Origin of the sequence: Variovorax sp. J2L1-78 (assembly GCF_030317205.1) — a bacterium.
Classification (GTDB): Bacteria; Pseudomonadota; Gammaproteobacteria; order Burkholderiales; family Burkholderiaceae_C; genus Variovorax; species Variovorax arabinosiphilus.
Genome location: NZ_JASZYB010000001.1, coordinates 2,538,718 through 2,561,753, shown reverse-complemented (window position 1 = coordinate 2,561,753; position 23,036 = coordinate 2,538,718). Strand labels below are relative to the sequence as shown.

The 23,036-nt window shown below is 67.0% G+C and carries 28 protein-coding genes and 1 tRNA gene; 24 read left to right on the top strand and 5 right to left on the bottom strand.

The window, feature by feature from the left end; all coding sequences use genetic code 11:
• Positions 1 to 2: 2 nt before the first annotated feature.
• Together hisH and hisA are read left to right on the top strand one after the other, a co-directional pair.
• On the top strand, positions 3 to 659 hold the full coding sequence (hisH, locus tag QTH86_RS12185) for an imidazole glycerol phosphate synthase subunit HisH (RefSeq protein ID WP_286644430.1): 657 nt from the start codon (positions 3 to 5) through the stop codon (positions 657 to 659).
• A gap of 20 nt (positions 660 to 679) precedes the next feature.
• A complete protein-coding gene (gene hisA, locus QTH86_RS12180; protein WP_286644431.1) occupies positions 680 to 1,423 on the top strand; it encodes a 1-(5-phosphoribosyl)-5-[(5-phosphoribosylamino)methylideneamino]imidazole-4-carboxamide isomerase in 744 nt (247 codons plus the stop codon).
• A gap of 12 nt (positions 1,424 to 1,435) precedes the next feature.
• On the opposite strand, the gene QTH86_RS12175 is transcribed toward hisA, so the two are convergent.
• The gene (locus tag QTH86_RS12175; RefSeq protein WP_286644432.1) at positions 1,436 to 2,437 is read right to left on the bottom strand and encodes a TRAP transporter substrate-binding protein; all 1,002 of its coding nucleotides are present in this window, start codon (positions 2,435 to 2,437) and stop codon (positions 1,436 to 1,438) included.
• A 91-nt stretch (positions 2,438 to 2,528) separates the two neighbouring features.
• Between QTH86_RS12175 and QTH86_RS12170 the strand changes: the two genes are divergently transcribed.
• The 9 genes from QTH86_RS12170 to tatC all read left to right on the top strand — a co-directional run bounded on the left by QTH86_RS12170 (position 2,529) and on the right by tatC (position 7,348).
• A complete protein-coding gene (locus tag QTH86_RS12170) occupies positions 2,529 to 3,368 on the top strand; it encodes a D-hexose-6-phosphate mutarotase (RefSeq protein WP_286644433.1) in 840 nt (279 codons plus the stop codon).
• Positions 3,369 to 3,395: 27 nt separating this feature from the next.
• Positions 3,396 to 4,175 (top strand): imidazole glycerol phosphate synthase subunit HisF, encoded by a 780-nt coding sequence (gene hisF, locus QTH86_RS12165; protein ID WP_286644434.1) that lies wholly within the window; start codon positions 3,396 to 3,398, stop codon positions 4,173 to 4,175.
• A gap of 36 nt (positions 4,176 to 4,211) precedes the next feature.
• Positions 4,212 to 4,610 (top strand): phosphoribosyl-AMP cyclohydrolase, encoded by a 399-nt coding sequence (gene hisI / locus QTH86_RS12160; protein ID WP_286646712.1) that lies wholly within the window; start codon positions 4,212 to 4,214, stop codon positions 4,608 to 4,610.
• A complete protein-coding gene (locus QTH86_RS12155; RefSeq protein ID WP_444813753.1) occupies positions 4,610 to 4,984 on the top strand; it encodes a phosphoribosyl-ATP diphosphatase in 375 nt (124 codons plus the stop codon). The genes hisI and QTH86_RS12155 overlap by 1 nt, the downstream gene beginning before the upstream one ends.
• A gap of 9 nt (positions 4,985 to 4,993) precedes the next feature.
• Positions 4,994 to 5,383 (top strand): DUF4870 family protein, encoded by a 390-nt coding sequence (locus tag QTH86_RS12150; RefSeq protein ID WP_286644436.1) that lies wholly within the window; start codon positions 4,994 to 4,996, stop codon positions 5,381 to 5,383.
• Entirely contained in the window at positions 5,373 to 5,732 is a 360-nt protein-coding gene (locus QTH86_RS12145; protein WP_286644437.1) for a histidine triad nucleotide-binding protein, read from the top strand. The genes QTH86_RS12150 and QTH86_RS12145 overlap by 11 nt, the downstream gene beginning before the upstream one ends.
• Before the next feature lie 45 nt (positions 5,733 to 5,777).
• The gene (tatA, locus tag QTH86_RS12140) at positions 5,778 to 6,014 is read left to right on the top strand and encodes a Sec-independent protein translocase subunit TatA (protein WP_262074996.1); all 237 of its coding nucleotides are present in this window, start codon (positions 5,778 to 5,780) and stop codon (positions 6,012 to 6,014) included.
• A gap of 10 nt (positions 6,015 to 6,024) precedes the next feature.
• Entirely contained in the window at positions 6,025 to 6,486 is a 462-nt protein-coding gene (tatB, locus tag QTH86_RS12135) for a Sec-independent protein translocase protein TatB (protein ID WP_286644438.1), read from the top strand.
• Positions 6,487 to 6,547: 61 nt separating this feature from the next.
• Positions 6,548 to 7,348 carry a twin-arginine translocase subunit TatC gene (tatC, locus tag QTH86_RS12130; RefSeq protein ID WP_286644439.1) on the top strand — a complete coding sequence of 267 codons (801 nt, stop codon included), beginning with the start codon at positions 6,548 to 6,550 and terminating at the stop codon, positions 7,346 to 7,348.
• Between the two features lie 33 nt (positions 7,349 to 7,381).
• Here tatC and QTH86_RS12125 read toward each other — a convergent pair whose 3' ends face one another.
• A complete protein-coding gene (locus QTH86_RS12125) occupies positions 7,382 to 8,545 on the bottom strand; it encodes a S1C family serine protease (RefSeq protein WP_286644440.1) in 1,164 nt (387 codons plus the stop codon).
• Between the two features lie 312 nt (positions 8,546 to 8,857).
• On the opposite strand from QTH86_RS12125, the gene QTH86_RS12120 reads away from it, so the two are divergent.
• The 3 genes from QTH86_RS12120 (at position 8,858) to pdxA (ending at position 12,103) form a co-directional block, all read left to right on the top strand.
• On the top strand, positions 8,858 to 10,189 hold the full coding sequence (locus QTH86_RS12120) for an MFS transporter (RefSeq protein WP_286644441.1): 1,332 nt from the start codon (positions 8,858 to 8,860) through the stop codon (positions 10,187 to 10,189).
• Positions 10,190 to 10,199: 10 nt separating this feature from the next.
• On the top strand, positions 10,200 to 10,973 hold the full coding sequence (locus QTH86_RS12115) for a Nif3-like dinuclear metal center hexameric protein (protein WP_286644442.1): 774 nt from the start codon (positions 10,200 to 10,202) through the stop codon (positions 10,971 to 10,973).
• 104 nt (positions 10,974 to 11,077) lie between these two features.
• The gene (gene pdxA / locus QTH86_RS12110; RefSeq protein ID WP_286649353.1) at positions 11,078 to 12,103 is read left to right on the top strand and encodes a 4-hydroxythreonine-4-phosphate dehydrogenase PdxA; all 1,026 of its coding nucleotides are present in this window, start codon (positions 11,078 to 11,080) and stop codon (positions 12,101 to 12,103) included.
• On the opposite strand, the gene mscL is transcribed toward pdxA, so the two are convergent.
• On the bottom strand, positions 12,090 to 12,518 hold the full coding sequence (mscL, locus tag QTH86_RS12105) for a large conductance mechanosensitive channel protein MscL (RefSeq protein WP_286644444.1): 429 nt from the start codon (positions 12,516 to 12,518) through the stop codon (positions 12,090 to 12,092). The genes pdxA and mscL overlap by 14 nt on opposite strands.
• Before the next feature lie 157 nt (positions 12,519 to 12,675).
• Here mscL and petA point away from each other — a divergent pair, with 157 nt between their 5' ends.
• The 6 genes from petA (at position 12,676) to QTH86_RS12075 (ending at position 16,914) form a co-directional block, all read left to right on the top strand.
• A complete protein-coding gene (gene petA / locus QTH86_RS12100; protein WP_286644445.1) occupies positions 12,676 to 13,290 on the top strand; it encodes a ubiquinol-cytochrome c reductase iron-sulfur subunit in 615 nt (204 codons plus the stop codon).
• A 13-nt stretch (positions 13,291 to 13,303) separates the two neighbouring features.
• Positions 13,304 to 14,704, top strand: coding sequence for a cytochrome b (locus QTH86_RS12095; protein WP_286644446.1), 1,401 nt, complete (start codon positions 13,304 to 13,306; stop codon positions 14,702 to 14,704).
• A 16-nt stretch (positions 14,705 to 14,720) separates the two neighbouring features.
• Entirely contained in the window at positions 14,721 to 15,476 is a 756-nt protein-coding gene (locus tag QTH86_RS12090; RefSeq protein ID WP_286644447.1) for a cytochrome c1, read from the top strand.
• Between the two features lie 102 nt (positions 15,477 to 15,578).
• Positions 15,579 to 16,190 carry a glutathione S-transferase N-terminal domain-containing protein gene (locus tag QTH86_RS12085; RefSeq protein WP_286541916.1) on the top strand — a complete coding sequence of 204 codons (612 nt, stop codon included), beginning with the start codon at positions 15,579 to 15,581 and terminating at the stop codon, positions 16,188 to 16,190.
• A 29-nt stretch (positions 16,191 to 16,219) separates the two neighbouring features.
• The gene (locus tag QTH86_RS12080; RefSeq protein ID WP_286644448.1) at positions 16,220 to 16,789 is read left to right on the top strand and encodes a ClpXP protease specificity-enhancing factor; all 570 of its coding nucleotides are present in this window, start codon (positions 16,220 to 16,222) and stop codon (positions 16,787 to 16,789) included.
• Between the two features lie 49 nt (positions 16,790 to 16,838).
• A tRNA-Thr gene (locus QTH86_RS12075) sits at positions 16,839 to 16,914 on the top strand.
• Positions 16,915 to 16,955: 41 nt separating this feature from the next.
• On the opposite strand, the gene QTH86_RS12070 is transcribed toward QTH86_RS12075, so the two are convergent.
• Positions 16,956 to 17,267, bottom strand: coding sequence for a DciA family protein (locus QTH86_RS12070; RefSeq protein WP_286644449.1), 312 nt, complete (start codon positions 17,265 to 17,267; stop codon positions 16,956 to 16,958).
• A 160-nt stretch (positions 17,268 to 17,427) separates the two neighbouring features.
• On the opposite strand from QTH86_RS12070, the gene secA reads away from it, so the two are divergent.
• The 4 genes from secA to mutT are packed head-to-tail and all read left to right on the top strand — an operon-like array spanning position 17,428 to position 22,786.
• On the top strand, positions 17,428 to 20,211 hold the full coding sequence (gene secA, locus QTH86_RS12065) for a preprotein translocase subunit SecA (RefSeq protein WP_286644450.1): 2,784 nt from the start codon (positions 17,428 to 17,430) through the stop codon (positions 20,209 to 20,211).
• 33 nt (positions 20,212 to 20,244) lie between these two features.
• Entirely contained in the window at positions 20,245 to 21,474 is a 1,230-nt protein-coding gene (argJ, locus tag QTH86_RS12060) for a bifunctional glutamate N-acetyltransferase/amino-acid acetyltransferase ArgJ (protein ID WP_286644451.1), read from the top strand.
• Entirely contained in the window at positions 21,471 to 22,340 is an 870-nt protein-coding gene (locus QTH86_RS12055; RefSeq protein ID WP_286644452.1) for an ATP-binding protein, read from the top strand. The genes argJ and QTH86_RS12055 overlap by 4 nt, the downstream gene beginning before the upstream one ends.
• On the top strand, positions 22,337 to 22,786 hold the full coding sequence (gene mutT / locus QTH86_RS12050) for an 8-oxo-dGTP diphosphatase MutT (RefSeq protein WP_286644453.1): 450 nt from the start codon (positions 22,337 to 22,339) through the stop codon (positions 22,784 to 22,786). Before QTH86_RS12055 ends, mutT begins: the two co-directional genes overlap by 4 nt.
• 7 nt (positions 22,787 to 22,793) lie before the next feature.
• Here the strand turns inward: mutT and QTH86_RS12045 are convergent, their stop codons facing one another.
• The gene (locus QTH86_RS12045) at positions 22,794 to 23,006 is read right to left on the bottom strand and encodes a DNA gyrase inhibitor YacG (protein ID WP_286644454.1); all 213 of its coding nucleotides are present in this window, start codon (positions 23,004 to 23,006) and stop codon (positions 22,794 to 22,796) included.
• Positions 23,007 to 23,036: the final 30 nt, after the last annotated feature.

Below are 23,036 nucleotides of genomic sequence, written 5' to 3'. Positions count from 1 at the left end.
ACATGACCACCGCCGCCAACACCGTCGCCGTCGTCGACTACGGCATGGGCAACCTGCGCTCCGTGTCGCAGGCCGTCCAGCACGCCGCCGACCAGGTCGGCGTGGAAGTCTTCGTCACCTCCGACCCCGAGGTGGTGCGCAAGGCCACCCGCGTGGTGCTGCCGGGGCAGGGTGCCATGCCCGACTGCATGCGCGAACTGCGCGATTCGGGGCTGCAGGCCTCGGTGCTCGAAGCAGCGGCCAGCAAACCGCTGTTCGGCGTCTGCGTGGGCATGCAGATGCTGCTGTCGACCAGCGAAGAAGGGCCGACGAACGGCCTCGGCCTCATTCCCGGCGCGGTCATCAAGTTCGACCTGGCCGGCCGCACCCAGCCCGACGGCAGCCGCTACAAGGTGCCGCAGATGGGCTGGAACCAGGTGCGCCAGGCGCAGCCCCACCCGGTGTGGGCCAGCGTGCCGGACGAGGCGTACTTCTATTTCGTGCACAGCTTCTTCGCCCGGCCGGCCGATCCGAAGCACAGCGTCGGCGAAGCCGACTACGGCGCGCCGTTTACGGCCGCCATTGCGCGCGATAATATTTTCGCCACCCAGTTTCACCCCGAAAAGAGTGCGGACCACGGTCTGCAGCTCTACCGCAACTTCCTCCACTGGAACCCCTGAGCCTTCCGGCTCGCCCTGCCATGCTGCTGATTCCCGCCATTGACCTCAAAGACGGCCACTGCGTTCGCCTCAAACAAGGCGACATGGACCAATCGACCATCTTCAGCGAGGACCCGGCCGCCATGGCGCGCAAGTGGGTCGAGGCGGGCGCCCGTCGGCTGCATCTGGTCGACCTGAACGGCGCGTTCGCCGGCAAGCCGCAGAACCACGCCGCGATCAAGGCGATCCTGCGCGAGGTGGGCGAGGAGATTCCGGTGCAGCTGGGCGGCGGCATCCGTGACCTCGACACCATCGAGCGCTACATCGACGACGGCCTGCGCTACGTGATCATCGGCACCGCCGCGGTGAAGAACCCGGGCTTCCTGAAGGACGCCTGCGTCGCCTTCGGCGGCCACATCATCGTCGGCCTCGATGCCAAGGACGGCAAGGTTGCCACCGACGGCTGGAGCAAGCTCACCGGCCACGAGGTCGCCGACCTGGGCAAGAAGTTCGAGGACTACGGCGTCGAGTCGATCATCTACACCGACATCGGCCGCGACGGCATGCTGTCGGGCATCAACATCGATGCCACGGTGAAGCTGGCGCAGGCGCTGACCATTCCGGTCATCGCCTCGGGCGGCCTGTCGAACATGGCCGACATCGATCAGCTTTGCGCGGTCGAGCCCGAAGGCGTCGAAGGCGTGATCTGCGGCCGCGCCATCTACTCGGGCGACCTCGACTTCGCCGCGGCGCAGGCCCGCGCCGACGAACTCGCACCGGGCTGAGGCACGCGGCGGCTACCGGCCGTCCAGTCGTTTCAGGATCTCGTCGGCGTCCGCGCCCACCTTCGCCTGCCACTGCGTCACCGCGCCGGCCGAGGCCGCCTTCAGCCCGCGCATCACGTCGGGCGCGACCCGCGTGTCGATCGTGACGCCGTTGCTGCGCATGGTCTTGTAGTTCTCGTCGAGCCGGCTGCGGATGCGTTGCCATTGCACCGCTTCGGTCTCCGCGGCGGCCTCGTCGACGGCCGCTTTCCCGGCGGCATCGAGGCCCTCGTACGCGGCCAGATTGATCGTCGCGATCGAGATCGGCATGGCGTAGTTGATCTCCGCGAAAGCCGGCAGGTACTGCCAGAGCTTGCGGCCCGCGCCGCCGTCGCCGGACGACAGCACGGCATCGACATCGCCCGCGGCGATGCGCGGCATGGCATCGGCGAACGAGATGTTGAAGGCCTGCGCGCCGGCGGCCGTCATCGTCGACTGCGAGATGTCGTCGTAGGTGCGGATGCGCAGCGCCCTCAGCCCATCGAGCGATCCGACCGGCTTCTTCGACCAGATGCCCGAGGCCGGCCAGGGCGTCGTGTAGAGCAGCTTCTGGCCGTGCGCCTGCAGGAAGCGATCGTAGGCCGGGCGCGCGGCCTTGAGCAGCGCCTCGGCCCGCGGCAGCGAGTCGGCCAGGAAGGGGAGCGACGACACGGCGAACAGCGGGTACTTGTTGGCCACGCCGCCCGCAAACGCGTCGGCCGCGTCGATCTTCCGAGCCTGGACGGCGTCGACCATGTCGCCGGACTTGAAGCCCGCCGAGGCATCAAAGCTGGGTTCGAAGACCACGCGCCTGCCGGTCTTTTGCGCGACCTTCTCGGCGAAGGTCGAGACGCCGAGCCCCGGCATCGACGTGGCGGGGTATTCGGTCGTGATCTTCAGCGTGACGGCCGGCTGGGCGGCGGCCGTGCCGGCAACGAAAAGAGCGAAGAGGGGGGCGATCAGGCCGGAAAGACGGAGCAAGGGCGGGCGCGACATGGTGGTTCCTTGGTGGTGCGAGGCCCTTGCAAGTTGCAGACCGCCGGTGCACCAGGCCGTGCGATGACCGGGCTAAATCTAGAATCGCGCCATGCCCTTGCAAACCCTCGACGTCCGCGGCCAGCCCGCGGTGCGCCTGACCCTCTCCGAGGGCAGCACCTGCACCATCGCGTTGCACGGTGCCCATGTACTCGGCTGGACCACGGCCGACGGCGTGGAACGCCTCTACCTCAGTCCGGACGCCGTCTTCGACGGCCGGGCCGCCCTCCGCGGTGGCGTGCCGGTGTGCTGGCCGCAGTTCAACCAGCGCGGCCCGCTGGCCAAGCATGGCTTCGCGCGGAACATGCCGTGGCGGGTCGAGCCGCAAGATGTGGTCGCGTCGGGCGCCGTGCGCCTGGTGCTCGCGGACAGCGACGCGACCCGTGCGCTCTGGCCGCACGGCTTTCGTGCCACCTTGACGGTCACGCTCACGCCACAGGGCCTCCGCACCGCACTCGACGTGGTGAACACCGGCGCCGACCCGTGGTCCTTCACCACCGCGCTGCACACCTACCTGCGGGTCGACGAGATCGCCGAGGCGCGCCTGGAAGGCCTGCAGGGTGCCGCCCGCTGGGATGCGGTGCGCGACGTGCGCCATCCTGAAGCCGCCGAAGCGCTGCGCTTCGGTGAGGAATTCGACAGCGTCTATGCCGCGCCTGCGGCGCCGCTTCGTCTCGTCCAGCCGCGCGGCACGGTCGAAATCGCGCAGAGCGCGAGTTGCACCGAAACGGTGGTGTGGAACCCGGGCCCTGCCTTGGCGGCCAAGCTGTCCGACCTGCCGGACGACGGGTGGCGCCACATGCTGTGCGTCGAGGCGGCGCGCATCGACGAGGCCGTGCTGCTCCAGCCGGGCGCCGCCTGGCAGGGCTGGCAACAACTCAGCGTGCGCTGATTCTTCTCTTCTTCAGAAAACCGATTCATGCTGGCCAAACGCATCATTCCCTGCCTCGACGTGACCGGCGGCCGCGTCGTGAAGGGCGTCAACTTCGTCGAACTGCGAGACGCGGGCGATCCGGTCGAGATCGCCGCGCGCTACAACGCGCAGGGCGCCGACGAACTGACCTTTCTCGACATCACCGCCACCAGCGACGGCCGCGACCTGATCCTGCCGATCATCGAAGCGGTGGCGTCGCAGGTCTTCATCCCGCTGACCGTGGGCGGCGGCGTGCGCACGGTGGACGACGTGCGCCGGCTGCTGAATGCGGGTGCCGACAAGACCAGCTTCAATTCGGCCGCCATCGCCAACCCGCAGGTGATCCAGGACGCCTCGCAGAAATACGGCGCGCAGTGCATCGTGGTGGCGATCGACGCCAAGCGCCGCACGCCCGAAGACGCCGCCACGCGCGGCCCGGGCTGGGACGTGTACAGCCACGGCGGCCGCAAGAACACCGGGCTCGACGCGGTGCAGTGGGCCACCGAGATGGCGCGCCGCGGCGCCGGCGAGATCCTGCTGACCAGCATGGACCGCGACGGCACCAAGAGCGGCTTCGACCTGGCGCTGACCCGCGCCGTGAGCGACGCGGTCAGCGTGCCGGTGATCGCCTCGGGCGGCGTCGGTGCGCTCGACCACCTGTCCGACGGCATCCAGCTCGGTGGCGCCGATGCGGTGCTGGCTGCCAGCATCTTTCACTACGGCGAATTCACCGTGGGCGAGGCGAAGGCGCAGATGGCTGCGCGCGGTATCCCGGTGCGCCTTTGAGCCCGTCGAATTTGTAAGTACTGGCTGTTTGCGACAATCCCACACATGGATTGGCTCAACGAAGTGAAATGGGACGCGAACGGCCTGGTGCCGGTCATCGCGCAGGAGCAGGGCAGCAACGACGTGCTGATGTTCGCCTGGATGAACCGCGAGGCCCTGGCGAAGACCGCCGAGCTCGGCCGCGCCGTGTATTTCAGCCGCTCGCGCAACAAGCTGTGGTTCAAGGGCGAGGAATCGGGCCACGTGCAGACGGTGCACGAAATCCGCCTGGACTGCGACAACGATGTCGTGCTGCTGAAGGTGACGCAGCTCGGCCACGAGCCGGGCATCGCCTGCCACACCGGCCGTCACAGCTGTTTCTTCAGCAAATACGAGAATGGCCGATGGAACGCGGTCGAGCCGGTCTTGAAGGACCCGGAGACGATCTACAAATAATGGAAACGATGACCACCGACGCGCTTGCCCGCCTTGCCGCCACGATCGAAAGCCGACTGCCTGCGCGCGGCGGCGACCCCGAGAAAAGCTACGTCGCGCGCCTGCTGCACAAGGGCCCCGATGCGTTCCTCAAGAAGATCGGCGAGGAGGCGACCGAGGTCGTGATGGCGGCGAAGGACGCCGACCACGGCGGCGACCGCCAGAAAATAGTGAACGAAGTGGCCGACCTGTGGTTCCACAGCATGGTGGCGCTTGCACACTACGGCCTCACGCCGCGCGAGGTCATCGACGAACTGGAGCGCCGCGCCGGCACCAGCGGCATCGAGGAAAAGGCGCTGCGCAAGGCGCAGGCCCGCGACGCCTCCAACGACTGAAAGGACGCCATGGCCAACGACATCGTGACCGTCGAACCCGACGAGTCGCTCCGGACCTGGGGCTGGGTCAGCTACATCCTGCACCTGATCGTCGCGGTCGGCGCCGTGCTGCCGGGCGCGCAGGCCTCGGTCGTGCTGCTGCTCATCGCGCTGGTGATCGACCTCGTCAAGCGCGACGACGCCCGTGGCACCTGGCAGAAGTCGCATTTCAGCTGGCGCATCCGTTCGGTGCTCTGGGCGGGCATCCTGTACGTGCTGACCTCGTGGCTGTGGCTGCTGTTCCTCGTGCCCGGCTGGATCGCCTGGGGGCTGATCTCGCTGTGGTTCCTCTACCGCATCGTCAAGGGCATGGTGCGCATGAACGCCGGCCGTCCGATGGAGCCTGCCGATGTCGTCTGATCCGAACTGCATCTTCTGCAAGATCATCGAAGGGAAGATCCCATCGAAGAAGGTCTACGAGGACGAGGACCTCTACGGCTTCCACGACATCGCACCGTGGGCGCCAGTCCATTTCATGCTGGTGCCCAAGCGGCACATTCCCTCGATGGCGCAGCTCACGCCCGACGACGCGGCGCTGATGGGCAAGATCATGACGCTGGCCCCCAAGCTCGCGCTCGACAACGGCTGCCGGCCCTACCCCGACGGCGGCTACCGCGTGGTGGTGAACACCGGCGCCGAGGGCGGCCAGGAAGTGCACCATCTCCATGTTCACGTCATGGGCGGGCCCCGCCCTTGGCTCAAGGGCTGATATTCGGCCCGGTCTAAAATTCTTCACATTCTTCAGGAGTCATCCATGGGTTCTTTTTCTATCTGGCACTGGCTGATCGTGCTGCTCGTCGTGGTCATGATCTTCGGCACCAAGAAGCTGCGCAACATGGGCTCCGACCTGGGCGGTGCCGTGAAGGGCTTCAAGGACGGCATGAAGGACGGCTCGACCACCGACACGCCGGCCACGCCCACGCAACACGTGACCGGCACGCCGGCCGCCGACAAGTCGACCATCGACGTCGAAGCGCGTCAGAAGTCCTGAGCCGACCCGCGTGATCGATCTCGGCATTTCGAAGCTCGCGATGATCGGCGCGGTGGCGCTGATCGTCATCGGCCCGGAGAAGCTGCCGCGCGTCGCCCGCACGGTGGGCATGCTGCTGGGCAAGGCGCAGCGCTACGTCAACGACGTGAAGGCCGAGGTCAACCGGTCGATGGACCTGGACGAACTGCGCAAGATGAAGGACACCGTGCAGGAAGCCGCACGCGATGTCGAGCAGAGCATCCACACGGGCGCCAGCGACTTCGAGAAGCAGTTCTCCGAGAGCGGCCAGACGCTGTCGGCCCTGGCCGAGCCCGATGCGCCGTCGTACCCCGAGTACAAACACCCCCGCAAGAACTGGCGCCTGAAGCAGGGCGCCACGCCGCAGTGGTACAAGTCGCGCAACGGCGTGCGTACCAAGGCGCTTTCCGGCGCGGCGCGTGTCGCCCGCTTCCGTCCCCACAAGATCAACTAGCCGCCACGCCGAACCCGGCCGCGCGCAGTGCGCCTCCGATTTCCTGCCCGCAGCGTCCCCCATGGCCGATTCCACCGACAAGAACAAAGAAGACGAACTGGCCGGCACCGAGCAGCCTTTCGTCGCGCACCTGATGGAGCTGCGCGACCGCCTGCTCTACTGCGTCTACGGCCTGGCCGTGGCGGCGGCGCTGCTGGCCTTCTGGCCCGGGCCGGCCGGCTTGATCGACCTGATCGCGATGCCGATCCGTGCCCACATGCCCGAAGGCGCCAAGCTCATCGCGGTGGGGGTGTTCTCGCCCTTTTTCGTGCCGCTGAAGGTGTTGGGCATGACGGCGGTGCTGCTGGCGCTGCCCTGGCTCATGTACCAGATCTGGATGTTCGTGGCACCGGGGCTCTACAGCCACGAAAAGAAGTTCGCGCTGCCGCTGATCCTGTTCGGCAGCCTGCTGGCCTACGCCGGCATCGCCTTCGTGCAGTTCTTCGTGCTCGACAAGATGTTCGGCTTTATCCAGAAATTCACGCCGCCGAGCGTGAATGCCACGCCGGACATCTCGTCGTACGTGGAAGCCATCCTGTCGCTCTACATCGCCTTCGGCTGCGCCTTCCAGGTGCCCATCGTGGTGATGCTGCTGGTCCGCTTCGAACTGGTCACGATCGAGAAGCTGCGCAGCTTCCGCGGCTACTTCATCGTGCTGTCCTTCGTGGTGGCCGCCGTGCTCACGCCGCCCGACGTGGTCTCGCAACTGGCGCTGGCCATTCCGATGTGCCTGCTCTACGAGGTGGGGATCATCGCCGCGCGCTACTTCGTGAAGCACAGTGCGGCGCCGGCGGAAGAGGGCGCCGACTCGCCGCAGTCCTGATGCGCTTGCGGCACCGCGCGGTGCCGCCGCGCCTCACTCGGGGTCGTTCGGGTTGCGGCGCAGGGGCGTCTTGGGCCGCAGTCCCGGGACCACGTTCAACTCCATCTTGTCGGTGCCGCGCTGCAGCGCAAAGCGCGATTCGCTGCCCGGCTTCAGGCCGGCCACGGCAGTCAGCAGTTCCTGCACGTTGTCCACCTTCTTGTCGTCCACGCTGGTGATCACGTCGCCCGGCCGGATGCCGGCCTTGGCCGCAGGGCCGGCCTGCAACACGCCGGTGATGATGACGCCCGCATTGGCTTTCACGCCGAAGGTTTCGGCCAGTTCGGGTGACAGGTCGTTCGGCTCCACGCCGATCCAGCCGCGCGTGACCTTGCCTTCCTTCACGATGTCGCCCAGCACCTGCTTGGCGATCGAGACGGGAATGGCGAAACCGATGCCCATGCTGCCGCCCGAGCGTGAATAGATCGCGGTGTTGATGCCTTCGAGGTTGCCGTTGATGTCGACCAGCGCGCCGCCCGAATTGCCCGGGTTGATGGCCGCATCGGTCTGGATGAAGTTCTCGAAGGTGTTGATGCCCAGTTGGTTGCGGCCCAGCGCCGAGACGATGCCGCTCGTGACCGTCTGGCCCACGCCGAAGGGGTTGCCGATGGCGAGCACTTGGTCGCCCACCTGCAGGGCGTCGGAATTGCCCAGCACGATCGCCGGCAGCTTGTCGAGCTCGATCTTCAGCACGGCCAGGTCGGTGTCCGGGTCGGTGCCGATCACCTTGCCGCGTGCATGGCGGCTGTCGTTGAGCGTCACCTCGATCTCGTCGGCGCCCTCGACCACGTGGTTGTTGGTGAGGATGTAGCCCTCGGTGCTGACGATCACGCCGCTGCCCAGGCCGACCTGCGGCTGGCTGTCGCCCTGGTCGCCGAAGAAGAAGCGGAACCACGGGTCGTTGCTGCGGGGATGGCGCTGCGCCGCCTTGCTGGTGTTGATGCTCACGACCGCCGGTGCCGCCTTCTTGGCGGCGCTGCTGAGGCTGCCGGGCGCGGCCGTCGCCGGTGCGGTGCTGCCCGGGGCTTCGATCACCGGGACGACCCCCGCGAGCGAGGTGCGGCGGTTCAGCCACTCCGGTTTGAGCGTGGCGACGACGAAGTAGGCCGCCAGCAGGACGGTCACGGCTTGGGCAAACAGCAGCCAGGTGCGTTTCATGAAGCGATCGGAAAAATAAGGAAGGCGCGCGCACGGCGATGTGGCGGCGAGGGCGCCCGATTGTCCCTCAAAGGCACTTCGGGGCGCCGTCGGCAAGCGCCGGGACCGGGTCGGTGGGAGGCCGGCAGCGACCGGTTTCAGGGAAAACCCTTAAAATCGTCCGCCTTGCAGCCGGACGCCCCACCGGGCGCTTCAGGTGCGGCCCCGCACGACCCGCAGCGGCAGCCGCTTTGCACCTTGCCCGATCCGCCTGCGGCCGCCCTGCCTTTGCCGCGGCGACGCCATGCCGTCCGCTTCCCTTCCTGACTGCCCATGACTGCCAATGCCCTTGCCGAACACGCCGCGTCCGCGGATGCGCCTGGCCGCACGCTGAACGCGCGCGACTACAAGACGCTTTCCCTCTCCGCTCTCGGCGGCACGCTCGAGTTCTACGACTTCGTCATCTACGTGTTCTTCGCGACCGTGCTGGGCGCATTGTTCTTCCCCATCGACATGCCCGATTGGCTGCGCCAGCTGCAGACCTTCGGCATCTTCGCCGCCGGCTATCTGGCGCGCCCGCTGGGCGGGATCATCATTGCCCACTTCGGTGACATCCTCGGCCGCAAGCGCATGTTCACGCTGTCGATCTTCCTGATGGCGGCACCGACGCTGGTGATCGGCCTGCTGCCGACCTACGCCAGCATCGGGGTGGCAGCGCCGCTGCTGCTGCTCGCGATGCGGGTGCTGCAGGGCGCCGCCATCGGTGGCGAAATGCCCGGCGCCTGGGTCTTCGTGGCCGAGCACGTACCGGCCAAGCGCTACGGCTTCGCGGTGGGCACGCTCACCGCGGGCATCACCGGCGGCATCCTGCTGGGCTCGCTGGTGGCCGTGGCCATCAACACGCACTACGCGCCGGCCGAAGTCAACGACTTCGCCTGGCGCATCCCCTTCATCCTGGGCGGCGTCTTCGGCCTGGTGTCGGTGTACCTGCGGCGCTTTCTTCACGAGACGCCGGTGTTCCAGGAGCTGGCCGACCGCCGCAGCGTCGCGCGCGAACTGCCGGTCAAGACCATCCTGCGCGAACACCGTGGCGCCATCGCCTTCGTCGGCCTGCTGACCTGGGTGCTGTCGGCCGCCATCGTGGTGGTCGTGCTGTACACGCCGACCTACCTGCAGAAGGTGCACCACGTGCCCGCCGCGCTCGCGCTGCAGGCGAATGCGCTGGCGACCCTGACGCTGACGATCGGCTGCATCGTGGTCGGGTGGGCGACGGACCGCATCGGCACCCGTGCCGTGATGCTGGTCGGCTGGGGCGGGCTGCTGGCGACCTCGTACCTGTTCTACACGAGCCTGCCCGGCACCCCGGCCTCGCTGGTGTGGCACTACGGGCTGGTCGGCTTCTTCGTGGGCACGATCGCCACGGTGCCGATCGCCAGCGTGCGCGCCTTCCCGGCGCCGGTCCGTTTTTCGGGCCTGTCCTTCGCCTACAACATGTCGTATGCGATCTTCGGCGGCCTGACGCCGGTCATCCTCACGCTGTGGTTGCAGAAGGACCCAATGGCGCCGGCGCATTACGTGGCCGCGCTGGCAGTGCTCGGCCTGGTGCTGGCCCTGCTGCCGATGGCTTCGCGCGGTTACCCGATGCGGGCGGCGCCGAAGGCGTAACAATGGCGGGATGACGACCACCCGCCACGAACTTCTCCACGCGTTCGACCTGTTGCTGGCGCCCGAGCGCTTCAAGGACTACGGCCCGAACGGGCTGCAGGTCGAAGGCCGCACCACGGTGCGCAAGATCGTCTCGGGTGTGACCGCCAGCCGCGCCCTGATCGAGGCCGCGATCCACGCGGAGGCCGATGCGATCTTCGTCCACCACGGCCTGTTCTGGCGCGGCCAGGACGGCCGGGTCACCGGCTGGATGCGCCAGCGCCTGGGCCTGCTGCTGGGCGACGACGTGAACCTCTTCGCCTACCACCTGCCGCTCGACGCGCACCCGGAGCTCGGCAACAACGCGCAGCTCGGACTGCAGCTCGGCCTGGTCGCGCACACCGGTCCGGCGGGCCGATTCGGGGAGCAGAGCATGGGCTTCATCGGCGGCCGCGACGATGGCGACGTCTTCGCTGATGCCGCCGCGCTGGCCGCGCATGTGCAAGGGGTGCTGGGCCGCCACGTCACGCTCGTCGAGGGCGCACGCCGACCGATCCGGACGGTGGCCTGGTGCACCGGCGGCGCCCAGGGCTACTTCGAGGCCGCGATCGCGGCGGGCGCCGACGCCTTCATCACGGGCGAGCTGTCCGAGCCGCAGGCGCACTACGCGCGCGAGCTGGGCGTGGCCTTTCTCGCGTGCGGCCACCACGCCACCGAGCGCTATGGTGCGCCGGCGGTGGCGGCACATGTCGCCGCACAGCTCGGACTGAAGCACGAGTTCATCGACATCGACAACCCGGCATGAGCGCCGCCCGGCCGCCCGAAGGCGCTCAGCACCGCAGCCCACAGGGCGGAGGTTATCCAATGAACCCATCGCCAGACCCACGCGGCTTGCCCATCGCGGTCACGATGGGCGACCCGGCCGGCATCGGCCCGGAGATCGTCGTGAAAGCCTTCCGCGATGCGCCCGCGCTGACCCGCGGCTGCTTCGTCGTCGGTGACGTGGCCACGTTGCGCAGGGCGCAGGCGCTGTTGGGCGATCCCGCGGGCGTATCGATCCCGATGGCATCGATCGACCATCCCGACGAGGTGCCGCGCTTGCCCCCGAACTGCCTGCCCGTGCTCCAGGCCATCGCGCCGCCGCAGGGCGTGGTGGTGGGGCAGGTCGGTGCCGCGGCCGGCCAAGCGGCCGGCAACTGCGTGGTGTGGGCGGCCCGCGCGGCGCTCGCCGGGCAGGTGTCGGCCATCGTCACCGCGCCGCTGCACAAGGAATCGCTGGCCGCCGCGGGCTTCACCTACCCCGGTCACACGGAACTGCTGCAGGCTGAGGCCGCGGCGCACCTGCACCGCCCGATCACCGAGGTGCCCGTGCGGATGATGCTGGCCAACGACGAGATGCGCACCGTGCTCGTGAGTATCCACATGTCGCTGCGCCAGGCCATCGAGGCGGTGGATTTCGAGGGCGTGCTGGCGACGATCCGCATCGCGCATCGCGCATTGGCAGCGGCCCTCGGCCGGCCGCCGCGCATTGGCGTGGCCGGGTTGAATCCGCATGCGGGCGAGGGCGGGCTGTTCGGTTCGGAAGAGCGCGAGATCATCGCGCCGGCGATCGCCGCCGCGCGCGCCGAGGGCATCGACGCGCACGGCCCTTATGCGCCCGACACGGTGTTCATGCGCGCCCGCACCACGCCCGCGAAGGCGGGGGAATTCGACGTCGTGATCGCCATGTACCACGACCAAGGGTTGATCCCGGTCAAGTATCTGGGGGTGGAGAAGGGCGTGAACGTCACGCTCGGGCTGCCGCTGGTGCGCACCAGCCCGGACCATGGCACCGCCTTCGACATCGCCGGCACCGGGCGCGCCGACGCATCGAGCCTGATCGAGGCGATACGGATGGCGCGATCGCTCGCGCCGGATGCGCTCAGGGGCGCTTGAGGCTGTCGCGGATCTCGCGCAGGAGCGCGATGTCTTCCGGCGGTGCGGCCACGGCGGGCGCGGCTTCTTCCGTCTTGCGCAGCTTGTTCACCTGCTTGACCATCAGGAAGATGATGAAGGCCAGGATGATGAAGTTGACCGCGATGGTGATGAAGTTGCCATAGGCCAGCACGGCCACGCCGGCCTTCTTCAGGTCGGCCAGGTTGTTCGCCACGCCGGCCGGAACGGTGCCGAGTACGACATACAAATTGGAGAAGTCGAGCTTGCCGAAGATCAGGCCGACGATGGGCATGATGATGTCGGCGACCAGCGAATCGACGATTTTGCCGAAGGCGGCACCGATGATCACGCCGACGGCCAGGTCGATCACATTGCCCTTGACCGCGAACTCGCGGAACTCTTTCATAACGCTCATCTCAAGCTCCTCGCCGGTGTGAAGGCCGGCCAGTATAGGAGGCATCCAAGGGCACGCACACACCGTGCCATGCGGTGCCGTGCACGTTGAGGTCGCCTGTGACGCTCCGCTACAATCGCCGGCTGATCCCACCCCAGCGACAAGATTGAGGACCCCCATGAGTGACATCCCCGTCGGCGCCCCCCGGATAGACAAGAGCAAGCGGACGTGGTTGATTGCCTCCAGCTGCGCCGGCGCGGTGGGTGGCGTGGCAACGGCGATTCCGTTCGTCAGCACGTTCCAGCCTTCCGAGCGCGCCAAGGCCGCCGGTGCGGCGGTCGAGGTCGACATCGGCGCGATGCAGGTCGGCGAAAAGATCACGGTCGAGTGGCGCGGCAAGCCGGTGTGGATCCTCAAGCGCACGCCGCAGCAGGTTGCCGAACTGCCCAAGCTCGACAGCCAACTGGCCGACCCGAAGTCCGAGCGCAACCCCGGCGAGTTCACCCCCGAGTACGCCCGCAACGAAGGCCGCTCGATCAAGCCCGAAGTCCTGGTGGTGGTCGGCATCTGCACGCACCTGGGCTGCTCGCCGACCGACAAGTTCCAGGCCGGTCCGCAGCCCTCGCTGCCCGACAACTGGGAAGGCGGCTTCCTCTGCCCGTGCCACGGCTCGACCTTCGATCTGGCCGGCCGCGTGTTCAAGAACAAGCCCGCGCCCGACAACCTGCCGGTGCCGCCGCACATGTACCTGTCGGACACCCGCCTGCTCATCGGCGAAGACAAGAAGGCCTGAGGGAAGAGACGACATGGCTGAATTCAAGGAAATCTCCCCCAACGCCCCGGCCGCCGAGCGCGCGCTCAACTGGGTCGACAACCGCTTCCCGCTGACCAAGCTGTGGAACGACCAGTGGGGCAAGTACTACGCGCCCAAGAACTTCAACTGGTGGTACATCTTCGGCTCGCTCGCGATGCTGGTGCTGGTCATCCAGATCGTGACCGGCATCTTCCTGGTGATGCATTACAAGCCCGACGCGAACCTCGCCTTCGCCTCGGTCGAATACATCATGCGCGACGTGCCCTGGGGCTGGCTCATCCGCTACATGCACTCCACGGGTGCCTCGGCGTTCTTCATCGTCGTCTACCTGCACATGTTCCGCGGCCTCATCTACGGCAGCTACCGCAAGCCGCGCGAGCTGATCTGGATCTTCGGCTGCGCGATCTTCCTGTGCCTGATGGCCGAGGCCTTCATGGGCTACCTGCTGCCCTGGGGCCAGATGAGCTACTGGGGCGCACAGGTGATCGTGAACCTGTTCGCCGCGATCCCCTTCGTCGGCCCTGACCTGGCCCTGCTGATCCGCGGCGACTACGTGGTGAGCGACGCCACGCTGAACCGCTTCTTCAGTTTCCACGTGATTGCCGTGCCGCTGGTGCTGCTCGGCCTGGTGGTGGCCCACCTGATCGCCCTGCACGAAGTCGGCTCGAACAACCCCGACGGCATCGAGATCAAGGCCCTTCGCGGCCCGGACGGCCATCCACTCGACGGCATTCCCTCGCACCCGTACTACTCGGTGCACGACATCTTCGGCGTCGTGATCTTCCTGACGATCTTCTCCGCGATCATCTTCTTCGCGCCGGAGATGGGCGGCTATTTCCTCGAGTACAACAACTTCATCCCGGCCGATTCGCTCAAGACGCCGAACCACATCGCCCCGGTGTGGTACTTCACGCCCTTCTATTCGATGCTGCGCGCCATCACCAGCGAGATGATGTATGCGCTCATCGCCTGCGTCGTGGGCGCCGCCGTGTTCGGCGTGTGGAAGGCGCGGGTGGCGGCCCTGGTCAAGGGGGCGATCGTCGTGGCCGCCGTCGTCGTCGCCGTGCTGATGCTGTCGATCGACGCCAAGTTCTGGGGCGTGGTCGTGATGGGCGGCGCCGTGATCATCCTGTTCTTCCTGCCCTGGCTGGACCACAGCCCGGTGAAGTCGATCCGCTATCGCCCGACCTGGAACAAGTACCTCTACGGCGTGTTCGTCATCAACTTCCTGATCCTGGGCTACCTGGGCGTGCAGCCGCCGTCGCCGCTCGGCGAGCGCGTCTCGCAGGTGGGGACGCTCTTCTATTTCGGGTTCTTCCTGCTGATGCCGTGGTGGAGCCGTCTGGGCGAATTCAAGCCAGTGCCCGAGCGCGTGACCTTCGCTGCGCACTGAGCTGGAGAGAAGAACAATGAAGAAACTGATCCTCACGCTGATCGCCGCCCTCGGCATCGTCACCGGTGCTCACGCCGTAGAAGGTGGCATCGCCTGGGACAAGGCGCCCAACCGCACCAACGATCTGGCCTCGCTGCAGAACGGCGCCAAGCTGTTCGTCAACTACTGCCTGGGCTGCCACTCGGCCGCCTTCATGCGCTTCAACCGCCTCCAGGACATCGGCATCTCCGAGCAGCAGATCAAGGACAACCTGCTGTTCACGACCGAGAAGGTCGGCGACGTGATGAAGGCCAACATCGACCCGCGCCAGGCCAAGGAATGGTTCGGCGCGAACCCGCCCGACCTGACGCTGGTGGCGCGCTCGCGCGCCGGCCACGGCGGCACCGGTGCCGATTACCTCTATACCTACCTGCGCACCTACTACCGCGACGACACCAAGGCGACCGGCTGGAACAACCTCGCATTCCCGAGCGTCGGCATGCCCCACGCGCTGTGGGAACTGCAGGGCGACCGCCGTCCGGTCTACACCAAGGTCGAGCAGCACGGCCACGAGGTCGACGTGTTCAAGGGATGGGAGCAGACCCGACCCGGTACCATGACGCCCCTGCAGTACGACCAGGCCGTCGGCGATCTGGTCAACTACCTGCAGTGGATGGCCGAGCCGGCGCAGAACACGCGCGTGCGCGTCGGCGTCTGGGTGCTGTTGTTCCTGGTGATGGCGCTGGTCTTCGTCTGGCGACTCAACACGTCGTACTGGAAAGACGTCAAGTAGTCGTGCACATGCCGACCGGCGCGCGCCCCAGGGGGCCGGCCGGTCCCACAGAGTGGGTTGCCAACGCGACCCACTCTTTTTGATTTTTAGGAGTCTCCCGCCATGATGGTTCTGTATTCAGGTACGACCTGCCCCTTTTCCCACCGCTGCCGCTTCGTCCTGTTCGAGAAGGGCATGGACTTCGAGATCCGCGACGTCGACCTGTACAACAAGCCCGAAGACATCAGCGTGATGAACCCGTACGGCCAGGTGCCGATCCTGGTCGAGCGCGACCTGATCCTGTACGAGTCGAACATCATCAACGAGTACATCGACGAGCGCTTCCCGCATCCGCAACTGATGCCCGGCGACCCGGTCGACCGCGCCCGCGTGCGCCTGTTCCTGCTCAACTTCGAGAAGGAACTCTTCGTGCATGTCTCCACGCTCGAGAACCGCACCGCCAAGGGCAACGAGAAGGCGCTGGAGAAGGCCCGCGCCCATATCCGCGACCGCCTGACGCAACTGGCGCCCGTGTTCCTCAAGAACAAGTACATGCTGGGCGACAACTTCTCGATGCTCGACGTGGCCATTGCGCCGCTGCTCTGGCGCCTGGACTACTACGGCATCGACCTCAGCAAGAACGCGGCGCCGCTGCTGAAGTACGCCGAACGCATCTTCTCGCGCCCGGCCTACATCGAAGCACTGACGCCCTCCGAAAAGGTGATGCGCAAGTAAGCGTCGTCCAACGCGTTCCTCCGTTCCTCATGCTCAACGCACTCGAATCGTCCTCCACCCGCCCGTACCTCATCCGGGCGATGTACGAATGGTGCACCGACAACGGGTTCACACCCTACGTGGCGGTGCAGGTCGACGACACCGTCCAGGTGCCGCGCGAGTACGTGAAGAACGGCGAGATCGTGCTGAACGTCAGCTTCGACGCCACCAGTTCGCTCAAGCTCGGCAACGAGTTCATCGAGTTCAAGGCGCGCTTCGCGGGTTCCGCACGCGAGATCGTCGTGCCGGTCGGTCGGGTGATCGCCATCTACGCACGCGAGAACGGGCAAGGCATGGCCTTCCCGGCGCCTGCCGCTGCCGTCGATGGCGGTGCTTCCCCGGCGCCAATCGCGGCCTCGACGCCCCCGGCTGCGGCGCGCACGCCGCTGCGGGAGGCATCCCGTGACGGTGAAGGCGAGGCCGGCAAGGTTGTCCATCTGGTGACCACCGAAGGCGCGCCGGATGCGCCCGACGCGTCTGCCGACGGCATCGACGGGGCCGAGCCGCCTCGCCCGCCTGCCGGCGGCGGTGCCAAGCCGTCCCTCAAGCGCATCAAGTAAGCGTCGCCGGGGCGTGCCTCGGCGACCCTTGGATAGAATCCAGCCCCACGCCGCTTTAGCTCAGTTGGTAGAGCAACCGCCTTGTAAGCGGTAGGTCGTCAGTTCGATTCCGACAAGCGGCACCACTTCCTTTTCCCGCGTCGAGCCCTTCGACGCTTGGCGTCGCTCAGCGCCGCGTCTGCACCTTGATGCGGATGCTCGCCACCTTCCAGCCCCGCGCGTTCAGCCGCGCCACCAGCGTCGGTGCCAGCTGTCGCAACTTGGCCGCCGCGGCGCTGCCCTGCACGATCAGGCACCACACGTCGTCCTCGGCCGGTCCCGGCTTGATGGCAGGGCGCATCTCGACCGGAATCAGGCCCTCAATCGCCTTCAGCCTGTCGGCGGCATCCTGCGCGCGCGCCAGCAACCCCGCCAGGGTGGGCGATCCATCGGCGGCCTGCAGCAGTGTGAAGGAATTGAATCGGCGATTCGATGACATGAGGGGGAGAGGTCAGTGGCTAAAATGCCCGGTTTGCCGGCGTTCGCGCCGGCTCGGGCCGCTTGCTTTTTGCAAAAGCGCGCCCATGTGCTTTCACCCTATCTTAGGGATTTCGTCGCGGCATTCGAATCCATTCGAGCGCTCGATCGATCCTTCACACATGGCCACCAACTTCCTGACCCAAATCTTCGGCAGTCGCAACGACCGGCTACTCAAGCAGTACCGCAAGACCGTGGAACGCATCAATGCCCTCGAGCCGCAGTTCGAGGCACTCAGCGACGATGCGCTGCGCGCCAAGACCGGGGAGTTCAAGGCCCGCATCGCCAAGGGCGAGTCGCTCGACGACCTGCTGCCCGAAGCCTTCGCCACGGTACGCGAAGGCTCCAAGCGCGTCATGAAGATGCGCCACTTCGACGTCCAGATGCTCGGTGGCATGGCCCTGCACAACGGCAAGATCTCCGAGATGCGCACGGGCGAAGGCAAGACGCTGACCGCCACGCTCCCGGTGTACCTGAACGCGCTCGCCGGCAAGGGCGTGCACGTGGTCACGGTCAACGACTACCTGGCCAATCGGGATGCGCAATGGATGGGGCGCCTCTACAACTTCCTCGGCCTTACGGTGGGCATCAACCTGCCGAACATGCCGCGCGAGGAGAAGCAGGCGGCCTACGGTTCGGACATCACGTACGGCACGAACAACGAGTACGGCTTCGACTACCTGCGCGACAACATGGTCTACGAATCGCGTGACCGGGTGCAGCGCGTGTTGAACTATGCGATCGTCGACGAGGTGGACTCGATCCTGATCGACGAGGCGCGCACGCCGCTGATCATCAGCGGCCAGGCCGAAGACCACACCGACCTGTACCTGGCGATCAACAAGGTCGTGCCCCTGCTCGTGAAGCAGGAAGGCGAGGAAGACCCGCGCACCGGCGAGGGTGTGACCAAGCCCGGCGACTTCACGGTCGACGAGAAGACGCACCAGGTGTTCCTCACCGAAGCCGGCCATGAGAAGGCCGAGCAGCTGCTGTCGGAATTCAAACTGCTGCCCGAAGGCGCGTCGCTGTACGACCCGGCCAACATCACGCTGATGCACCACCTGAACGCCGCACTGCGCGCGCGTCATCTGTACCACCGCGATCAGCACTACGTGGTGCAGCAGGGCGAGGTGGTGATCGTCGACGAGTTCACTGGCCGCCTGATGAGCGGTCGCCGCTGGAGCGACGGTCTGCACCAGGCCGTGGAAGCCAAGGAGGGCGTGGAGATCCAGCCCGAGAACCAGACGCTGGCGTCGATCACCTTCCAGAACTACTTCCGGCTGTACGGCAAGCTGGCCGGCATGACCGGCACGGCCGACACCGAGGCCTACGAGTTCCAGGAGATCTACGGCCTCGAGACGGTCATCATCCCGCCCAACCGCATCAGCCGGCGCGACGACCAGCTCGACCGCGTCTACAAGACGACGCGCGAGAAGTACGAAGCCGCGATCGAGGACATCCGTGAATGCTACGAGCGCGGCCAGCCCGTCCTGGTGGGCACCTCGTCGATCGAGAACTCGGAAATCATCGATGCGCTGCTGACCAAGGCCGGCTTGCCACACCAGGTGCTCAACGCCAAGCAGCATGCGCGCGAAGCCGACATCGTGGCCCAGGCCGGCCGGGCGAAGATGATCACCATCGCGACCAACATGGCCGGCCGCGGCACCGACATCGTGCTCGGCGGTAACATCGAGAAGGTGATCGCCGCCATCGAGGCGGACGAGGGCATGGACGACGCCGCCAAGGCGGACGAGATCGCCCGCGTGCGCGCCGAATGGACGAAGGACCACGAGGCGATCAAGGCCCTGGGTGGCCTGCGCATCATCGCCACCGAGCGCCACGAGTCGCGCCGCATCGACAATCAGCTGCGCGGCCGTTCCGGCCGGCAGGGCGACCCGGGCTCCTCGCGCTTCTACCTGAGCCTGGACGACCCTTTGATGCGCATCTTCGCGGGTGATCGCGTCAAGGCCATCATGGACCGGCTCAAGATGCCCGACGGTGAGGCGATCGAGGCCGGCATCGTCACGCGCAGCATCGAGAGCGCGCAGCGCAAGGTCGAGGCGCGCAACTTCGACGTGCGCAAGCAGCTGCTCGAGTACGACGACGTCTCGAACGACCAGCGCAAGGTGATCTACCAGCAGCGCAACGACATCCTCGATGCGTCCGACCTGACGGCGCAGATTGCCGGTCTGCGCGAGGGCTGCTTCAGCGAACTGGCCCGGCAGTACGTGCCCGCGGAATCGGTGGAAGAGCAGTGGGACCTCGCCGGCCTCGAGAAGACGCTGGCGAACGACTGGGCGCTCGATCTTCCGTTGAAGCAGGAGGTCGAGGCGGCCACGGCCATTAGCGATGAGGATGTCGTCGAGAAGGTCGTCCATGCCGCCCACGCCGCGTTCGACGCCAAGGTGGCCCAGGTCGGCCAGGAGAACTTCACGCAGTTCGAGCGCATGGTGCTGCTGCAGAGCATCGACACGCACTGGCGCGAGCACCTGGCGTCGCTCGATTACCTGCGCCAGGGCATCCACCTGCGCGGCTATGCACAGAAGCAGCCCAAGCAGGAATACAAGCGCGAGGCCTTCGAGCTCTTCGGGCAGCTGCTCGATTCGGTCAAGAACGAGGTCACCCGCCAGCTCATGACGGTGCGCGTGCAGTCGGGCGAGCAGCTCGAGGAAGCGGCCGAGAACATGGAAAGCCGTGCCGAAGCCATCTCCAACATCACTTACACCGCGCCCACCGAGACGGGCGAGGTCGAAGTGCGTGTCGACGAAGAAAGCACACGCCGCGCCGCCGCAGCCGGCCTGGGGCTGAGCGCCGATGCCGCGGCCTTCGCGCGCGTCGGCCGCAACGACCCGTGCCCCTGCGGCAGCGGCAAGAAGTTCAAGCAGTGCCACGGCAAGCTGACCTGATTCCTTCCCGATCCCTCTTTTGAAGACGACGCCATGCCAGTGAACCTCACCTCTCCCAATCCGGCGACGCTGCATGCGGTGCCGGGCGTGCGCATCGGCGTGGCGGAAGCCGGCGTGCGCAAGGCCAACCGCAAGGACCTGACGGTCGTATTGATCGACGAGGGCGCAGCGGTGGGCGGCGTGTTCACCCAGAACCGTTTCTGCGCCGCGCCGGTGCAGGTGTGCCGCGAGCATCTGGCCAAGGGCTATGGCATCCGCGCCATGCTCATCAACACGGGCAACGCCAATGCGGGCACTGGCCAGGACGGGCTGGCGCGCACGCACCAGAGCTGCGTGGCGCTGGCGCGCGAACTCGACATCGCGCCGGAGCAGATCCTGCCGTTCTCGACCGGCGTGATCATGGAGCCGTTGCCGGTCGACCGCATCGAGGCCGGCCTGCCGGCTGCGCTGGCCGATGCGTCGGCCGATCATTGGGCGCGTGCGGCCGAGGGCATCATGACCACCGACACGGTGCCCAAGGCCTTCAGCCAGCAGGTGCAGATCGGTGGCGCGACCGTCACCGTCACCGGCATCAGCAAGGGTGCCGGCATGATCCGCCCGAACATGGCGACCATGCTCGGCTTCATGGCCACCGACGCCCAGATCGACCCGGCGCTCATCCAGCCGCTGGCCAAGGCGCTGGCCGATGCATCGTTCAACCGCGTGACCATCGACGGCGACACCTCGACCAACGATTCCTTCGTCGTCATCGCGACGCAGAAGGCCGCGCACGCGCGCATCGATTCGCTCGATTCGGCCGACGGTCGCGTGCTGGTCGCCGCGATGCAGAACGTGGCGCGCCTGCTGGCCCAGGCCATCGTGCGCGACGGCGAGGGCGCCACCAAGTTCATCACCATCCGTGTCGAAGGTGGCCGCGATGGTGCCGAGTGCCGTCAGGTGGCCTACGCGGTCGCGCATTCTCCGCTGGTCAAGACGGCGTTCTTCGCCAGCGACCCGAACCTGGGCCGCATCCTCGCCGCGGTCGGCTATGCCGGCATCGGCGACCTCGACCAGACCGGCATCGACCTGTACCTCGACGACGTGCACGTGGCCATCCAGGGTGGGCGGAATCCGTCGTACCGTGAGGAAGACGGCCAGCGCGTGATGAAGCAGAGCGAGATCACGGTGCGCATCGGCCTGGGGCGCGGCGACGCCACCGACACGGTGTGGACCTGCGACCTGAGCCACGACTACGTGTCCATCAACGCCGACTACCGGTCATGAACGAGAAGTTCGAGCACCTCATCGAGCGCGCCGAACAGCTCATCGCCCGCATCGAGTCGATCCTTCCGCAGCCGCTGCAGGCGCCCGCCGACTGGGACGCCGCCATCGCCTGGCGTTACCGCCGGCGCAGCTCGGGCCACGGCACGCTCGAGCCCGTGCGCCATGTGGCGCCGATGCCGCTCGATGCGCTCAAGGAGATCGACGTCCAGAAGGAGAAGATCGAGCGCAACACGCGCCAGTTCGTCGAGGGCAAGCCGGCCAACAACGTGTTGCTGACCGGCGCGCGCGGCACCGGCAAGTCGTCGCTCGTCCGCGCGTGCCTGCAGGCCTATGCGCCGCAGGGCCTGCGCCTGATCGAGGTCGACAAGGCCGACCTGACCGACCTGCCGGACATCGTCGAGGTCGTGGCGAACCGCCCCGAGAAGTTCATCGTCTTCAGCGATGACCTGAGCTTCGACGAGGGCGAGCCGGGCTACAAGGCGCTCAAGTCCATCCTCGACGGCTCGGTGGCCGCGTCGACGCCCAACGTGCTGATCTACGCGACCAGCAACCGGCGCCACCTGTTGCCTGAGTACATGAAGGACAACCTCAGCTACACACACACCGACGACGGCGAAGTGCACCCGGGCGAGGTGATCGAGGAAAAGATCTCGCTGTCGGAGCGCTTCGGCCTGTGGGTGAGCTTCTACCCCTTCAGCCAGGCCGAGTACCTGGCGATCGTGGGGCAGTGGCTCTCGTCCTTCGGCGTCGACAAGGCTGCCATCGAGGCGGCGCGACCCGAGGCGCTGGTCTGGGCGCTCGAGCGCGGCTCGCGCAGCGGGCGTGTGGCCTACCAGTTCGCGCGCGACTACATGGGGCGTGCATGAATACGGCCGCAGTCGATGGGCGCAAGCACACCGAGGTGGCGGTGGGCATCCTGATCCGCGATGAGGACGATGCATTGCTGCTGTCCACGCGACCGGAGGGCAAGCCCTACGCCGGCTACTGGGAATTCCCGGGCGGCAAGATCGAAGCGGGCGAGACCGTGGAGCAGGCGCTGCGCCGCGAGTTGCAGGAAGAGCTCGGCATCACCATCGCCGGGGCCGAGGTCTGGAGGGTCACCGAGCACGACTACCCGCACGCGCTGGTGCGGCTGCACTGGTGCAAGGTGCGTGCGTGGGACGGTGACTTCGAGATGCGCGAAGGCCAGGCGATGCGCTGGCAGCAACTGCCGCTGGACGTGACGCCGGTGCTGCCCGGCGCGTTGCCGGTGCTGGCCTGGCTGGCCGAAGAGCGCGCTTCAGGCGAACCACGCGCCGCAAGCGCCGGCTGAGCCGGCGCTACTGCAGGCGCGGGTCGCCGAAGGGCTCGTCGTCCGGCGGCGCCTCGGCCGGCATGCGGAATTCTTCGCTGGCCCAGGCGCCGAGGTCCACGCCCTTGCAGCGCGCGCTGCAGAAGGGGCGGTAGGCATTGCCGGGGCCGTAGATGCTGTCCTGGCCACAGGCGGGGCACCGCACGATGCGGTCGCCGGTCGGGGTGGTGCGGGTGGTCATGGCTTTTCTCCTGCGCGCCGTGCCGACACG

Excerpts from the sequence above, each read along its gene's own strand:
- hisH (WP_286644430.1), top strand. The coding sequence starts at position 3 with ATGACCACCGCCGCCAACACCGTCGCCGTCGTCGACTACGGCATGGGC.
- hisA (WP_286644431.1), top strand. The coding sequence starts at position 680 with ATGCTGCTGATTCCCGCCATTGACCTCAAAGACGGCCACTGCGTTCGC.
- QTH86_RS12175 (WP_286644432.1), bottom strand. The coding sequence starts at position 2,437 with ATGTCGCGCCCGCCCTTGCTCCGTCTTTCCGGCCTGATCGCCCCCCTC.
- QTH86_RS12170 (WP_286644433.1), top strand. The coding sequence starts at position 2,529 with ATGCCCTTGCAAACCCTCGACGTCCGCGGCCAGCCCGCGGTGCGCCTG.
- hisF (WP_286644434.1), top strand. The coding sequence starts at position 3,396 with ATGCTGGCCAAACGCATCATTCCCTGCCTCGACGTGACCGGCGGCCGC.
- QTH86_RS12155 (WP_444813753.1), top strand. The coding sequence starts at position 4,610 with ATGGAAACGATGACCACCGACGCGCTTGCCCGCCTTGCCGCCACGATC.
- QTH86_RS12150 (WP_286644436.1), top strand. The coding sequence starts at position 4,994 with ATGGCCAACGACATCGTGACCGTCGAACCCGACGAGTCGCTCCGGACC.
- QTH86_RS12145 (WP_286644437.1), top strand. The coding sequence starts at position 5,373 with ATGTCGTCTGATCCGAACTGCATCTTCTGCAAGATCATCGAAGGGAAG.
- tatA (WP_262074996.1), top strand. The coding sequence starts at position 5,778 with ATGGGTTCTTTTTCTATCTGGCACTGGCTGATCGTGCTGCTCGTCGTG.
- tatC (WP_286644439.1), top strand. The coding sequence starts at position 6,548 with ATGGCCGATTCCACCGACAAGAACAAAGAAGACGAACTGGCCGGCACC.
- QTH86_RS12125 (WP_286644440.1), bottom strand. The coding sequence starts at position 8,545 with ATGAAACGCACCTGGCTGCTGTTTGCCCAAGCCGTGACCGTCCTGCTG.
- QTH86_RS12120 (WP_286644441.1), top strand. The coding sequence starts at position 8,858 with ATGACTGCCAATGCCCTTGCCGAACACGCCGCGTCCGCGGATGCGCCT.
- QTH86_RS12115 (WP_286644442.1), top strand. The coding sequence starts at position 10,200 with ATGACGACCACCCGCCACGAACTTCTCCACGCGTTCGACCTGTTGCTG.
- pdxA (WP_286649353.1), top strand. The coding sequence starts at position 11,078 with ATGGGCGACCCGGCCGGCATCGGCCCGGAGATCGTCGTGAAAGCCTTC.
- mscL (WP_286644444.1), bottom strand. The coding sequence starts at position 12,518 with ATGAGCGTTATGAAAGAGTTCCGCGAGTTCGCGGTCAAGGGCAATGTG.
- petA (WP_286644445.1), top strand. The coding sequence starts at position 12,676 with ATGAGTGACATCCCCGTCGGCGCCCCCCGGATAGACAAGAGCAAGCGG.
- QTH86_RS12095 (WP_286644446.1), top strand. The coding sequence starts at position 13,304 with ATGGCTGAATTCAAGGAAATCTCCCCCAACGCCCCGGCCGCCGAGCGC.
- QTH86_RS12090 (WP_286644447.1), top strand. The coding sequence starts at position 14,721 with ATGAAGAAACTGATCCTCACGCTGATCGCCGCCCTCGGCATCGTCACC.
- QTH86_RS12085 (WP_286541916.1), top strand. The coding sequence starts at position 15,579 with ATGATGGTTCTGTATTCAGGTACGACCTGCCCCTTTTCCCACCGCTGC.
- QTH86_RS12080 (WP_286644448.1), top strand. The coding sequence starts at position 16,220 with ATGCTCAACGCACTCGAATCGTCCTCCACCCGCCCGTACCTCATCCGG.
- QTH86_RS12070 (WP_286644449.1), bottom strand. The coding sequence starts at position 17,267 with ATGTCATCGAATCGCCGATTCAATTCCTTCACACTGCTGCAGGCCGCC.
- secA (WP_286644450.1), top strand. The coding sequence starts at position 17,428 with ATGGCCACCAACTTCCTGACCCAAATCTTCGGCAGTCGCAACGACCGG.
- argJ (WP_286644451.1), top strand. The coding sequence starts at position 20,245 with ATGCCAGTGAACCTCACCTCTCCCAATCCGGCGACGCTGCATGCGGTG.
- QTH86_RS12055 (WP_286644452.1), top strand. The coding sequence starts at position 21,471 with ATGAACGAGAAGTTCGAGCACCTCATCGAGCGCGCCGAACAGCTCATC.
- mutT (WP_286644453.1), top strand. The coding sequence starts at position 22,337 with ATGAATACGGCCGCAGTCGATGGGCGCAAGCACACCGAGGTGGCGGTG.
- QTH86_RS12045 (WP_286644454.1), bottom strand. The coding sequence starts at position 23,006 with ATGACCACCCGCACCACCCCGACCGGCGACCGCATCGTGCGGTGCCCC.